Genomic DNA, 13,259 nt, shown 5'->3' on the forward strand with positions numbered 1-13,259 from the left:
GCTGCCAAGAGATGCATGAGTGATCGGGAGGAGGGTTACCATGAGTATTTTTAAGAAGATTTCGGATTACCGGGCGGAGAATGAACGCCTTGCGTGGAAAGGGAACTTTGCAGAGTATTACGAACTGGTGAGGAAAAACCCGAAGCTGGCGATGACGGCGCATTCCAGGGTGTTCAACATGATCGCCTCCAAGGGAACCGAGGAGCGGAACGGCCAGATCCGCTACAAGTTTTTTGACAATGATATTTTCGGTTTGGACCGGGCTCTGGAGAAGCTGGTCGAGGAGTATTTCCATTCCTCCGCCAGACGCTTGGATGTCCGGAAGCGGATCCTGCTCTTGATGGGGCCTGTCAGCGGCGGCAAATCCACACTGGTCACCATGCTCAAAAAAGGCCTGGAGGAATACTCCCGTACCGATGACGGAGCAGTGTACGCCATATCCGGCTGTCCCATGCACGAGGAACCCCTGCACCTGATTCCGGGCGAACTGCGGGCGGATGTAGAGAAGGAGCTGGGGATCAAGATTGAAGGCAATCTGTGCCCCTCCTGCCAGATGCGGCTGAAAACCGAATATGCGGGACGCATTGAGGATGTGGTAGTAGAGCGGGTCTTCATCTCCGAGGTGGACCGGGTGGGCGTCGGCACCTTCAGTCCCTCCGACCCCAAGTCCCAGGATATTGCCGATCTGACCGGCAGCATCGATTTTTCCACCATAACCGAATACGGCTCGGAATCCGACCCCCGCGCATACCGTTTTGACGGAGAATTGAACAAGGCCAACCGGGGGCTTATGGAGTTCCAGGAAATGCTCAAGTGCGACGAGAAATTCCTGTGGAACCTGCTCTCCCTGACCCAGGAAGGCAACTTCAAGGCGGGGCGTTTCGCCCTGATCAGTGCAGATGAGCTGATTGTGGCCCACACCAACGAATCCGAGTATAAGGGGTTTATCGCCAACAAGAAGAATGAAGCGCTGCAGTCGCGGATGATTGTGATGCAGATTCCTTATAATCTGAAGGTATCCGAGGAAGAGAAAATCTACGCCAAGCTGATCAAGCAGTCAGACATGAACCATGTCCACATTGCGCCGCACGCCCTGCGTGCCGCCGCCATCTTCTCCATCCTGACACGGCTGAAGGAAACCAAAAAGCAGGGCATGGACCTGGTGAAAAAGATGCGCATGTACGACGGAGAATCCATTGAGGGCTACAAGGAAGCGGACCTCAAGGAAATGCAGAACGAGTATGCCGAGGAGGGCATGACGGGCATCGACCCCCGCTATGTCATTAACCGGATATCCAGCGCCCTGATCCGTAAGGATGTGCAGTGCATCAACGCCCTTGATGTGCTCCGGGCCTTGAAGGACGGTCTGGACCAGCATCCCTCCATCACCAAGGATGAGCGGGAGCGGTATCTGAACTTCATCTCTGTGGCCCGCAAGGAATACGACGAGCTGGCGAAGAAGGAGATCCAGAAGGCCTTCGTCTATTCCTTCGAGGAGTCAGCCAAAACCCTGTTCAACAATTACCTGGATAATATTGAAGCGTTCTGCAACTGGCAAAAGATCAAGGACCCCCTTACCGGGGAGAATGTGGACCCGGACGAACGCCTGATGCGCTCCATCGAGGAGCAGATCGGCATCAGCGAAAATGCCAAAAAGGCCTTCCGGGAGGAAATCCTCATCCGCATGTCCTCCTACCAGCGCAAAGGCAAAAAGTTCGAATACAACACCCATGAGCGACTGCGGGAAGCCATCGAGAAGAAGCTGTTCACCGATTTGAAGGATATCGTGAAGATCACCACCTCCTCCAAAACGCCGGATGAGCAGCAGCTGAAGCGGATTAATGAAGTGACGGCGCGGCTTATCGAGGATAATCATTATTGCCCGGTGTGCGCCAACGAGCTCCTGCGGTATGTGGGCAGTCTGTTGAACCGGTAATTACAAGCAACTTGAATCCAAAAGAAACGGCAGTGCCTCCTTTCTGGGTCGGAAAGAGGCGCTGCCGTTTTTTACTATTCATTGGCTTTCATTTTGGTCGTGCCGTTTTTTTTGCGGTGCCGGATCGTCTGAATGAATGCATCCGCCAGCTCACGCTCTTCGTCTGTCCAATGATCGGCAGCGGTGTAACGAGCCCGTCCCTCACTGATGTAATGATCTCTGCCCAGAATGTAATCAATCGTTACTTCAAAATAATCCGCAATACGCCGGACCAATTCCAGGGATGGCTCGCGCTGGTCGCGCTCGTACATGCCGATGGCACTTTCACTCAACTGAAACAGCTTGCCGCATTCCTTCTGTGTGAGTCCCCGCGCCAGGCGGAGACTGCGAAGTCGTTGACCGAATGTCATGGCATCATCACCTACCGGAATCATAGCATATCATGTGAGCCAAAAAGACAGTGCGTACAAAATGTGTTGACTATGCACGGAATGTAACGCTATCATGAAGATTGAACTTATAGGGAAAGTTGTCACTGCGGGAAGATTCGGGAGGATTCGGAAAAATTCGAGAAAATTTGGGATGATTCGGAGGTACCCATGAAAAATAGATTCTATAATAAAACTCCGGACCAATGGATGGCTGACCAGCGGGACAAGCTTATCCGGGAAGGGGACCTGTACCGGACGGCAGAGGGAATGTACAGGCTGACGATCCAAGGGGAAGAAAAAATCCTGGAGCTGCTAATGGGATTGGCTGGAGAACCAGGCAACCTGCTGCTGCTGGAGCAGTGGTATGCCGAAAGGCTGGAGACGGAAGGGCCATTTTCCAATATCCATAAAACCCTCCCCCATCAGTGATGAGATGCTCTGTAGTTGTTGGGAACGCATTTTTTCAGAAAAATAGATCCTTCCTGAGGAAGGAAAATGTAGAAATGTGTCGAATTAGTGGAGGAACCTAATGTGTATGGAGGAGGTATACCAGTGCCCGCTATGTTACGCAACATGAGCTTGAGACTAAAGCTGATTCTGTCCTTTGCCATCATCCTGTCTGTCCCCGGCTTAATCATTGGGTATATTTCCTATGAAACAGCCAAATCCCGGCTGGCCGCCCAACTAATCCGCAGTGCGGACGAGAATGTGACGCTGCTCAATCAGGTGATCGAAAGTGAGATTTCTGCCCGGATCAAGGACTTGGATTATCTGTCCGGTCTGGTGGACAAGGAACACTTACAGGGCAGCGGCCAAGGGGCCAGAGCCTTTTTGGAGGAATATATCAAGCTCCATCCCGAAATTAACACGATTTTTATAGGTACACCCAACAAACAGTTCCTGAACGCCCCCAAGGTGGAATTGGGTGCGGATTTTGACCCTACTGCCCGCCCCTGGTACCAGGCGGCAGCCAAGGACAGCGCCAAGGTGGCTATCGCCGCACCTTATGTGTCCAAAACCACGGGAGATTTCGTTATTTCTCTCTCCAAGGTGCTGCGAGACGGCTCCGGCACAATCGGCGCCGAAATCAAGCTGGCCAACCTGGAGGCCATTACCAAGCAGGTCGCCATTGGTCAGAGGGGCTTCGCCGTGCTCTTGGACCAGCAGCGCAAGGCCATTGTCCATGCCGAGTTTGAGGCCGGGGGCGATTTGGCGGGCACCTGGGTGGACCAGGTATTCGGCAGCGACAGCGGAGAGGCGGAGTATGATGACGGCTCCGGCTTGAAGCGGCTCCGTTACGCCACCAATGCTTTGACCGGCTGGAAAATCGGCGGTGTGATTGAGCAGGCGGAGGAAGCTGAACAAGCGGCTCCCATCCTGAACAAGATGCTGATCGTGCTGGCTGTGGCTTTCCTGGTCTTCGGCGCGTTGGCCATGACCATTGTTTGGTTGATCATTAAGCCTGTCCGGGAACTGGGTGCGGCGGCTGCTCGTATCAGCGAAGGGGACTTGACCCACCGGGCGGAGATCCACGGCAAGGACGAAATCGGGCGGCTGGGCAACAGCTTCAACGCTATGGCGGATTCGCTGCGCCATCTGCTCACCGAGGTGCAGGACGTATCCATGCAGGTGGCCGCTTCCTCCCAGGAGCTGACGGCCAGCGCGGAGCAGACCTCCAAGGCGACAGAACAGATTGCCGAGTCCATCCAGGAGGTAGCCGAAGGCGCCACCCGCCAGGTGGAGAATGTGGGCAAAGGCGCCGACTCCATCCGGATGATGGATCAGGGCATCCACCGGATCGCCGAAGGGGCGGAGGCTGTTTCCCAGTCTGCGGGAGAAGCATCTAAGCATTCTAATGAGGGTTTAGCCGTCATGGAGGAAACCATCCGCCAGATGATGCGGGTGGAGCAGGAGGTCAACGGCCTGAAGCAGGTGATGGGCCAACTGGGTGAACGTTCGGCGGCCATCGGTGAGATTGCAGCTGTTATGACGGATATTGCCCAGCAAACCAATATTCTATCTATTAACGCTTCTATTGAAGCGGCCCGTGCCGGCGAGCATGGCCGGGGCTTCGCCGTAGTGGCGCAGGAAGTGAAGAAGCTGGCGGACCAATCCCGCAAGTCGGCGGAGGAAATCTCCGAGAAGATCGGCACGGTCCGCAAGGATACGGACACTGCGGTGCAGGCGACGGGAGTTGTGGTGGAGGGGGTAAGCCGAGGCTCCGAATCCATCCGCCATGCCGGTGAACTGTTCGAAACCATCCGCGGCATGCTGGGGCAGGTGGCGGAGCAGTCTACCACCATGAACGAGACGGTGGGCATGATTGCCGACGAGTCCGCCAATGCGGTGGAGGCGATAGCGCAAATCTCCGAAACTACAGCAGCAACAGCCGATAACACCCACGATGTGTCATCGGCTACGCAGGAGCAGCTGGCGTCCATGGAGGAGATTGCTTCCTCCTCCAGCGCGTTGTCCAAGCTTGCGGAGGATATGCAGGAATTGATGAGCCGGTTCAAGATTTAACGGGATTAGCCCGGGTTGCCGACAGTGTGCTGTTGGCGCCCGGGCTTTTTTTGTGACTCTGGTGACTCTGCAAACTAACGGACTCAGGAGCCGCTATTTGGCGGAAAAGAGGTGTTTTTTCATCTACGCGGACACAGGAGCCGTTATATGCTGCAAAAGGGCAGAGTGGGGTATATGAGAGAGGAATAGCGTACCGTGAGTCCGACAAATCTTCAAGAGTCTCTGTTTTGGAGAAATAACGGCTTCTGTGTCCGCATGAAGGGGGGATCATAACCTGAAAGCATCTGCAGAGCAGCGGGTAGCGGGGAAGCTGCACCTGAAAGCGGCTGCCTGTCATCTGGCGGCGGGACAGACGGAGACGAGCGTTAGGACCCCACCTGCAGCGGACCGGAGATGCTGGTGAGGGTAAGCGTCCGTTTGCTTTCTCCGGTGCTGCCGGAGCACTGCTTGAGCATCAGAATGCTGCTTGACGAAGCCCCCTCGAAGCCGCATTTGACAGAGCCGCTGACGGAGTTGAGCTCATAATTGAAGGGAAGCTTGGCATCCGCAGTCAGATTCACACTGCCGGATACGGTATTGACGGAGCCTGCGCTCTCCCAGGAGGTGCCGGAAATCCGCACGCTGCCCGAAACGGATTCCACAGCGAAGTCTCCGCTTAAGCTGTCTATGCTGATTTTGCCGGAAACGTTGGTCATATGGTGGTTCTTGCCCTTTAGCCCAGCCAGATCGATATTCCCCGAAACAGAAGCGCCGTTGAACTGGCCTGCTTGGAGAGCAGGAGCTTTAACCGAAGCGGATACGGTAGACACATCCAGCTTCTCCAGCGGAGCCTCCGGCAGAAGGATGCGGAGTGTAGTCTTTCGGCCTGAAGGCATCTGGTTTTTCTTGGCTTCCACAACTCTGACGTACACCGTGAAGGTGCCGTCGGAGCTATCCGTACCGAAATCATAATAGTCCGTCCAATCCTCGCCCTCACGGACCGTCATTTTGCCATCCAGCAGGGCTTGGAGCTTGGTATCCTTGACCGTTTCGATCACCACCTCCGTGTCTACGGTTTCGATCTGAAGCGAGCTGATGGTGTCGGCGGCCTTGCGTTCTTCGTTAATGATGACCGTTCCACCGGTTTTTTTGGCCTCGGGGCTGGCGGGAGGAGTGGAGGCAGGCTCCGGGCTCAAGCCGGAAGAATACGCTTTTAATGATTGCTTCAATTGGTCCACCGTGACGGCGGGACTGGATTCCGGCGGCGGAACAGCATCGGAGGGAACCATCCGGATTCCCACAAACGCCCAGATGAGCCCGATAAACAACACGGCGGTGAGCGCCATCATCACGGCCGTTCTCCACCAGGGTACGGGCATCACCTGTGCAGCAGCTTCAGCAGGAGCGGCAGCCCTGCCCGCCTGGTACTCCGCCAGAATATCCGCGGCCAAGGCCTCAACGGAACCAAGCGCGTCGGCAATCTCCTCCGGTGTTTTTCCCTCGGCCTGTGCCAGCCGGAAGTGCTCCAGGTAGTCCTGCAGAATCTCCTGCCGCTCCTCAATGGGAATCTCCTGCAGAAGCCGATCCAATTTGACGATATACGGGTTGCTCACGAGCGGTCCTCTCCTTTGAAAAATGTCTCCATAATCCGGTTAACACCATTGGTGAAACTGATCCATTCGGCTACCAGCGTGTCTCTGTACGCCTTGCCCTGCTCCGTCAGCCGGTAATACTTCCGTGGTGGGCCTTCATTGGACTCCATCAGGTAGGTGGAGAAATAACCCTCCTGGGTAAGACGGCGCAGAAGCGGGTAAATCGTTCCTTCCGAAATCTGAATGTTGTCCGAAATCATATTCACCAGCTCGTATCCGTAGTAGTCCTTTTGCCCGGCCATAACCAGCACGCAAAGCTCGAGAACGCCTTTCTTAAACTGCGTATTCATCTGACGCTCCATCATCTCCTAGTATTTTCATACCATCATTATATAAAAAGGTATTGTGCATTGCAAGGTACTGTGTAAACAATAATTGAAAGGCATGTTTCTTGAAAATCCGCCTTAACAGGGTCGCCGAATGGAAGGATCGGGTTTATAATGGACAGGAATGCGGCACTAACTATACATATGTCTAGAAAGAAGGACAAAAACATGCTTATCCATAAAGGAAGCAAGCTCTTGATGATCGGGGATTCGGTCACGGATGCGGAACGCAAACGTCCGGTAGGGGAAGGACGTGGAGAGGATATCGGCAAAAGCTATGTGGCGATTGTAAACGCTCTCCTGAACAGCGCCTGCCCGGAGGAGCAAATCCGTGTCATCAATATGGGGGTTTCCGGGAATACTTCCCGTGATCTCGTTCAGCGGTTTCAGACGGATGTGTTGGATCTGAACCCGGATTGGCTGACCATCATGATCGGCATTAACGACATCTGGCGGCAATTCGATGCTCCGCTCCGTCCGGAAGTCCATGTTTACCCGGAGGAATATGAAGCTAACCTTAACCACATGCTGGAGCTGGTCAAGGGCAAGGTGAAACAAACCGTCCTCATGACACCGGTTTTCATGGAGCGCAACCGTCAGGATGAAATGCGGGCAGCCCTGGACACCTACATCGCCATTATGAAAAAAACCGCAGAGCGCCATAACGCCATGTTCATCGACGTACAATCCGCCTACGAGCAGGTGCTGGAGCATATGCATCCCATGAACATCGCCTGGGACCGGGTACACCCCAATATGACGGGCCATATGATCATCGCCCGGTCCTTCCTCAAGGCCGTCGGCTTCCATTGGTAGTTTTATAGCAGAGAGCATGAACCGGAGAACCTTGGGAATATCCAAGGTTCTTTCATTTGCCGCGGTTTTGCGAAAATTGGTACAAAATAAAGCATCTTTTTTAAGATATTACATGTACGTTGTTCAGTAGAGCAGGTATTCTCTTCTTATATGGGTGGATTCTATTATATCGAGAGGATATGAAAATAATGAACCGTAAGCAGGATGAAAGACGGATGGAAAGCAGGCCTGTAAGCGTTATTATCGTAGGGGCGGGGCACCGCAGCCTGTTGTATGCTTCATATGCGGCAGAGCATCCGGAGGAGCTGCAGATTGTTGGTGTGGTGGAACCCGATCCGGTCCGCAGGAGGCTGGCTGGCAAGCGGTTTGGACTGGAGGATAGACATTGCTTTGAAACGGTGGATCAGCTTGTGAACGGACCGGTTTTTGCCGAGGCAGTTATTAACGGGACCATGGATGATCTCCATGTGCAAACCACCCTTCCGCTGTTGAAGGCCGGTTATGATGTGCTTCTGGAAAAGCCTATCGCCACATCGGAACAGGAGATGCTGCAGCTGTATCAAGCGGCTAATGAATCCGGACGGACGGTAATGGTCTGTCATGTTCTGCGGTATGCACCCTTCTACAGTGCTATCCGCCAACGGATTGCCTCCGGCGAAATCGGCGAGATAGTTAACATCCAAACGTCTGAGCATGTCAGCTACCATCATATGGCGGTATCCTATATCCGGGGCAAATGGAACTCCGCGGAAAGCTGCAAATCCTCCATGTTGATGGCCAAGTGCTGTCATGATCTGGACATGATCTCATGGATGGTGGGGGATAAACCGAAGAAGGTGAGCAGCTTCGGCAGCCTGATGCAGTTTAAGCCGGAGCATGCGCCGCCCGGTGCCGGGAAACGCTGCTTAGCGGATTGCCCGATTGAAGAAAGTTGCGTGTATTCGGCGCGGAAGCATTATATCCACCAGGGACGCTGGGGGTTCTACGTGTGGGATAACTCGCATCTTGGGCGGGAGTTAACCGTGGAGGAGAAGCTGGAGGCTTTGCGCATGGACAATCCTTATGGCCGGTGTGTTTGGCATTGCGATAACGATGTGGTGGATCACCAGTCGGTGATTATCGAATTCAAGAACGGATGCACGGCAAGCCACAATATGGTGGGAGCAACCTCCCGGCCCTGCCGCACCATCCACATCATCGGTACCAAAGGGGAAATCACCGGCATTCTGGAGGATGGCAGCTTCGTTGTCAGGCATCCAGACCCGCGTCAGGGACATGAGTATACCGAGGAGCGTTTCCAGCTCCAGGTGACCAACGACAGCCACGGCGGGGGAGACTTATTGCTGGTTGCCGATTTTGTGCGGGTGCTGCGGGGAGAAGAGCCGTCCATTTCCTGCACGTCTCTGAAGAAGTCCATCTACGGGCATCAGATCGGCTTTGCCGGGGAGCAATCCCGTCTGGAGGGCAGAACGATTCAGATCGGGGAACTGTAAAAAATTACATAAGGCAGAGACTGCTGCGAAACTCTCCTCTAGGGTAAATCGTATTAAATAAAAACACTCCATAGAGGTGGCTACAATGAATCAAGAAAACTTAATTTGTAAGGTTTGTGGAAGTAATACATTTGCACAAGGTGAAGTAAGCAACGGGTACGCCAATGTAATGCCGGCCGGAAAAATTCTTTCTACCGGATCCCCAATTATATATACCTTTTGTAAAAACTGCTGAGAAGTAGTCTCAATTAAAATTGCAAAGCCCTATAAATTTTGAGCCCACAGGGGCTTGCTTATCCCCAAACCCCAGCTGCCTAAAAAGCAGCGGGGGTTTGTTCGGTTTCTACAGCAGTTTTTCAAGGTAAGGAAAGTATGATGGATTTGCAACAATCTGAATTCTGCTGCGTCAAGATATCATTCCTAAATTCTAAGGGAATGATGGCTTTGAAAAAGTTCGTAGTTGGACTCATTTGCGGTGCAGCTTTATCCATGACGACAGTTGCTTTTGCCTCCGATACCATTCAGGCGATTTTGTTTCCCAGCAAGATTACATTTGAGATGAAAGGGAATCAGGTTGTACTGGACACAAATGAGAATCCTGTGCTCAATTATAATGACAAAACCTATATCCCCCTGCGGGCTTTTGCGGAAGCCATGGGGGCCAGTGTGGATTTTGTGGCAGGGTCGGAAGCGACGGGCGGCTTACATCTTATTACGGTGACGTCCAACGAGTATCAGCTGACCCGATATGGTCCGGAGGATAATCTATCGCCGGCAGATAACACCTTTTTTCCGCTGACAGTGGGGTTGTCGCTTCCTGACGGATACCGGCCGGATTCCAAGCAATTGTCCATTGAAAATACCACCAATCTCGTGTTTTCGGTCATGAACCGTTCAAACGATAACCTCATTATGGACTCTGCAACCCATCTGGCTATAGAGGTTTATACGGTAAAGGATGGGGCAAACGACAAGCTTGTTCACCGTTATGCGCTCCCTCCTGTCCCAAGCCCTATTCCCAGCCGGTCAGCATATTCGCTGACTGTTCCATGGAGCAATGTGGATTCCAGCGGCAAGAAGATTGAACCGGGTTCATATAATATCCGGCTTGTCACCCCGGAAAAGCTGGAGTACCAGGTGGAGGGCAGCGGCACAACACAATCCGTCATCGGATATCCGGGAATGAAATATGGCCTTCATAGTTATCCGGTGGAGTATAAATAAGCGGAAGAATGAGCATTTTTAGCTGGAAACTATAGTGGTGGCTGCGGTGGTGGCGGTGATGCTTGCTGAGGATAGACAGCTAACGGAACTGAGAGGCTCTTACACGGGTAAAATACGGTTTTTGGCGAGCTAACGGAACGGAGACGACCTTAAACCGTTATACCCGGCCAATGTGACTCCACATTCCCCGCTAAGAGCCGCTGAGTTCCGTTAGCCATGGAAAAAGCCGCATTCGCGGCTCTAAGGGTCTGTGAGTTCCGTTAGCCCATCGCAGTGGCGGATTCCCCGGAATACCATCCGATCTCCAAGGAAGAGTTCGACACCTACGAAGTCTGGAGCCAGAAGTCAGGATTTGTAGAGGATATCCTCCACCGACTCGGTTCCCCGGCACAGCTCTTCGAAGCTGTCCGCGACCCGCGCAGCATCGTCGTATCCCAGATTGCCGGAATGGGCTGCCAGTATAGGATATTCGCCGCTCCCGTGAGGGGAGCGCATGTCCCAGATATAGTGGTGGCCGCTGCCGTCCATAGCAAAGGGGACACCGCCGGGCATATACTGGGGAAACTCATAAGCCAGCATCATGGCGCGCAGATCATCCGTCCCGAAAAACTGGAAGAACCGTTCCCCGTTTCCGAATTCCCCGCCATTAGAGTAACTCAGGAAATCCAGGTAAAGAGCGGGCAGCGGCAGCGCAGGCAGCGCCCATAGTCCCGGATCAAAGGGGCGGTACAGGCTGTGCAGCGGATCGGTCACGGGGAAGGGATTGCGCTGTCGTCCGGTAATGTCCGCCTTTTCCGCCTGCGATAGCGGCTTGCTCCACTCTCCGGCAAACCGCATCAGCTCCTCGGCCTCAGCACCCGGATGTTTCCGGTAACACACCTCAAACACGGAATCCCAATTCATGCCCCGCCTTCCCTCCCTGTTGACTCAATCACTGCCCTCCAAGCCTCCAGCACGGAGATCGGTGCTTTGCTGCTGGTTTCTCCGCCGCCCTCCCGGGTCCACAATGGCGGATAATAGGCGAAAACCTGTCCAGCCGCCAGCTGTGCCATATCCTTGCGCCAGTCATGCCAGCGGAACGTGCCGTAAAACTGCTCCAGATCCCCCTCGGCCAGCCAGTTCAGGAAACCCGAATACCGCAGCTCCGTGGATTCCCATGCCAGGCTGTCCGGAGCCCAATAATGGATCAGGCCGTGGCCTCCGAATTTGCCCGTATCCAAAGCGAAAAATCCGCCTGCTGCATCATAGGCTGCCACCAGCATACCCTCCAAAGAGAGAAAAGGGCTTTCCTCCAAGCCGTTCCAACCGGCCAAGCTGCCGTATACATCGGGATGACCGGCACCCAGGAGAACCACCCAGCCATTGTCCCAAAGAATCCCGCCGGCCTCCAAAGCGACTGCCCCCAGATAGGACTTTGTGCTGACTTGCAAATGATACAAAGTTCTCTCTCCGGCTTCCCTGGAGGCCTTCAACACAACGGGGGCGTTGGTGCTGCCTTCCAAGAGTCCGAGTACCTCCTCCCACGCGTGGTGCTCGTGATCGATCAGGTCAAAGGCGCTTCGTCTGTTCATCGGGTCCCTCCTTTTTTGCATCTGCAGCACCTGTTGGGCTGTTATACGTTTAGTGTAACATGAAACCGTGGGAGAGGCAGGAAAAGGCGGTCACCCTTGGCAAGCCGCAGACCGTGTTGGTTAACATAGGAAGAAGCAGGGTAATATCCCCAGGAGGTATCCATTTTGCGGACAAGCTGTACATACATTGATATTGGGAGGGAATAAAATGAGCGAGGAAGAAGTGGAGGCAGCCGGTTGGGATGCCATTGAGGAGCAGATGAGGAGATTGTACGGACCCCAGGAGCCGAAGCATTATGCTGCTCTCTTGCCCTACATGCTGGGAGGCAAGGACCCGCTGAACGGGATCAGCGCCTATAAAGCGGAGCTGCCCTATCCCCATTGGCATTTTGTCACCTTCGGGTTCTCGGAATTGTATGAAAAGGAGTCCGATGACCCGGAATACAGCGGCTACGGCTTCGAGCTGACCTTCCGGCTGGTCCGTTCGGCGGACGAGCAGGAGCCTCCGGCCTGGGCCATGAGCCTGCTGCAGAACATGGCCAGGTATGTATTTTCCAGCGGGAATTTCTTTGCCTCCGGCCATCATCTGGATGCCAACGGACCGATCTGCCTGGGAGCGGATACCCGGCTGACGGCCTTGGCTTTTACCGATGATCCTGAGGTGCCGGCTATCGATACGCCTAATGGGCGGGTGGAGTTTCTGCAGATGGTGGGGATTACAGCCGATGAGCTGGAGGCCATGATGTCCTGGAACACCAATTCATTCCTCCAGTCTGCCCAGGAGGCGCTTCCCGGCTATATCACGGATTTATCCAGGGATTCACTGTTGCAAAAGCCCGGTATCGCCGAGGCGGTGCAGGAGGGGATTGAGCGTGACGGATCCAATACCGGTTTCTTCTATGTAGATCAGCTGGAATGGGAGCCGGGCAAAAGCCGGTTATTGAATAAGGCCCCGGCAGCCCTGATTATGGGGGCGAAGCAGGCCGGAACGGTGGCCAAGCTGCTGCGGGGGCGCCTGCCGAAGAACAAGGAGCTGACCCTCAACAGCCAGAATCTGGCGGTGATCCTCCAGCTGGGCGAGGAAACCGGCTATGAGGAGGGGGAGAAATTCGTCCGGATCAGCTTAAGCGAAGCTGCCGTTCAGGAGCTATCCACCACCCTCCGTCCTATAGAAGGGGAATACAAGCTGTTTACTGCTAAGAATCTGACCGTGCGGGTAAGAAAAACATATATCAAGGACCAGGACGGGAACGTGGTGGAAACCATCGGTTAAAATGCGGGACCCTCGGAGCGCCTGTCTCCGGCTAT

At 54.1% G+C, this 13,259-nt stretch carries 12 protein-coding genes; 7 read left to right on the forward strand and 5 right to left on the reverse strand.

Annotated elements, in window-relative coordinates:
• The first annotated feature begins 40 nt into the window (after positions 1–40).
• Positions 41–1,936, forward strand: coding sequence for a PrkA family serine protein kinase (locus tag ACI1P1_RS21135; protein ID WP_416218428.1), 1,896 nt, complete (start codon positions 41–43; stop codon positions 1,934–1,936).
• 74 nt (positions 1,937–2,010) lie between these two features.
• Here the strand turns inward: ACI1P1_RS21135 and ACI1P1_RS21140 are convergent, their stop codons facing one another.
• Positions 2,011–2,346 (reverse strand): helix-turn-helix domain-containing protein, encoded by a 336-nt coding sequence (locus ACI1P1_RS21140; RefSeq protein ID WP_416218429.1) that lies wholly within the window; start codon positions 2,344–2,346, stop codon positions 2,011–2,013.
• A 189-nt stretch (positions 2,347–2,535) separates the two neighbouring features.
• Here ACI1P1_RS21140 and ACI1P1_RS21145 point away from each other — a divergent pair, with 189 nt between their 5' ends.
• Positions 2,536–2,796: a hypothetical protein gene (locus ACI1P1_RS21145; protein ID WP_416218430.1), complete on the forward strand. Its 261-nt coding sequence runs from the start codon at positions 2,536–2,538 to the stop codon at positions 2,794–2,796.
• A gap of 132 nt (positions 2,797–2,928) precedes the next feature.
• On the forward strand, positions 2,929–4,890 hold the full coding sequence (locus tag ACI1P1_RS21150; protein WP_416218591.1) for a methyl-accepting chemotaxis protein: 1,962 nt from the start codon (positions 2,929–2,931) through the stop codon (positions 4,888–4,890).
• Between the two features lie 365 nt (positions 4,891–5,255).
• Here the strand turns inward: ACI1P1_RS21150 and ACI1P1_RS21155 are convergent, their stop codons facing one another.
• Positions 5,256–6,482, reverse strand: coding sequence for a DUF4097 family beta strand repeat-containing protein (locus ACI1P1_RS21155; protein ID WP_416218431.1), 1,227 nt, complete (start codon positions 6,480–6,482; stop codon positions 5,256–5,258).
• Entirely contained in the window at positions 6,479–6,811 is a 333-nt protein-coding gene (locus tag ACI1P1_RS21160; RefSeq protein WP_416218432.1) for a PadR family transcriptional regulator, read from the reverse strand. The genes ACI1P1_RS21155 and ACI1P1_RS21160 overlap by 4 nt, the downstream gene beginning before the upstream one ends.
• A 204-nt stretch (positions 6,812–7,015) precedes the next feature.
• On the opposite strand from ACI1P1_RS21160, the gene ACI1P1_RS21165 reads away from it, so the two are divergent.
• The 3 genes from ACI1P1_RS21165 (at position 7,016) to ACI1P1_RS21175 (ending at position 10,380) form a co-directional block, all read left to right on the forward strand.
• Positions 7,016–7,663, forward strand: a complete 648-nt coding sequence (locus tag ACI1P1_RS21165; RefSeq protein ID WP_416218433.1) for an SGNH/GDSL hydrolase family protein — start codon at positions 7,016–7,018, stop codon at positions 7,661–7,663.
• Positions 7,664–7,851: 188 nt separating this feature from the next.
• On the forward strand, positions 7,852–9,156 hold the full coding sequence (locus ACI1P1_RS21170; protein WP_416218434.1) for a Gfo/Idh/MocA family protein: 1,305 nt from the start codon (positions 7,852–7,854) through the stop codon (positions 9,154–9,156).
• Positions 9,157–9,645: 489 nt separating this feature from the next.
• Positions 9,646–10,380: a hypothetical protein gene (locus tag ACI1P1_RS21175; protein WP_416218435.1), complete on the forward strand. Its 735-nt coding sequence runs from the start codon at positions 9,646–9,648 to the stop codon at positions 10,378–10,380.
• A gap of 345 nt (positions 10,381–10,725) precedes the next feature.
• Here ACI1P1_RS21175 and ACI1P1_RS21180 read toward each other — a convergent pair whose 3' ends face one another.
• The gene (locus ACI1P1_RS21180; RefSeq protein WP_416218436.1) at positions 10,726–11,283 is read right to left on the reverse strand and encodes an SMI1/KNR4 family protein; all 558 of its coding nucleotides are present in this window, start codon (positions 11,281–11,283) and stop codon (positions 10,726–10,728) included.
• Positions 11,280–11,951 carry a DUF2625 family protein gene (locus ACI1P1_RS21185; protein ID WP_416218437.1) on the reverse strand — a complete coding sequence of 224 codons (672 nt, stop codon included), beginning with the start codon at positions 11,949–11,951 and terminating at the stop codon, positions 11,280–11,282. The genes ACI1P1_RS21180 and ACI1P1_RS21185 overlap by 4 nt, the downstream gene beginning before the upstream one ends.
• 208 nt (positions 11,952–12,159) lie before the next feature.
• Here ACI1P1_RS21185 and ACI1P1_RS21190 point away from each other — a divergent pair, with 208 nt between their 5' ends.
• The gene (locus ACI1P1_RS21190) at positions 12,160–13,224 is read left to right on the forward strand and encodes a suppressor of fused domain protein (RefSeq protein ID WP_416218438.1); all 1,065 of its coding nucleotides are present in this window, start codon (positions 12,160–12,162) and stop codon (positions 13,222–13,224) included.
• The last annotated feature ends 35 nt before the right edge of the window (positions 13,225–13,259 follow it).

The sequence above is a fragment of the Paenibacillus mesotrionivorans genome (assembly GCF_046098205.1).
In the GTDB taxonomy this organism is placed as follows: domain Bacteria; phylum Bacillota; class Bacilli; order Paenibacillales; family NBRC-103111; genus Paenibacillus_AR; species Paenibacillus_AR mesotrionivorans.

Coding starts and splice junctions, on each gene's coding strand:
- ACI1P1_RS21160 (WP_416218432.1), bottom strand. CDS start 6,811: ATGAATACGCAGTTTAAGAAAGGCGTTCTCGAGCTTTGCGTGCTGGTT.
- ACI1P1_RS21180 (WP_416218436.1), bottom strand. CDS start 11,283: ATGAATTGGGATTCCGTGTTTGAGGTGTGTTACCGGAAACATCCGGGT.
- ACI1P1_RS21165 (WP_416218433.1), top strand. CDS start 7,016: ATGCTTATCCATAAAGGAAGCAAGCTCTTGATGATCGGGGATTCGGTC.
- ACI1P1_RS21150 (WP_416218591.1), top strand. CDS start 2,929: ATGTTACGCAACATGAGCTTGAGACTAAAGCTGATTCTGTCCTTTGCC.
- ACI1P1_RS21140 (WP_416218429.1), bottom strand. CDS start 2,346: ATGACATTCGGTCAACGACTTCGCAGTCTCCGCCTGGCGCGGGGACTC.
- ACI1P1_RS21135 (WP_416218428.1), top strand. CDS start 41: ATGAGTATTTTTAAGAAGATTTCGGATTACCGGGCGGAGAATGAACGC.
- ACI1P1_RS21190 (WP_416218438.1), top strand. CDS start 12,160: ATGAGCGAGGAAGAAGTGGAGGCAGCCGGTTGGGATGCCATTGAGGAG.
- ACI1P1_RS21185 (WP_416218437.1), bottom strand. CDS start 11,951: ATGAACAGACGAAGCGCCTTTGACCTGATCGATCACGAGCACCACGCG.
- ACI1P1_RS21170 (WP_416218434.1), top strand. CDS start 7,852: ATGAACCGTAAGCAGGATGAAAGACGGATGGAAAGCAGGCCTGTAAGC.
- ACI1P1_RS21145 (WP_416218430.1), top strand. CDS start 2,536: ATGAAAAATAGATTCTATAATAAAACTCCGGACCAATGGATGGCTGAC.
- ACI1P1_RS21175 (WP_416218435.1), top strand. CDS start 9,646: ATGACGACAGTTGCTTTTGCCTCCGATACCATTCAGGCGATTTTGTTT.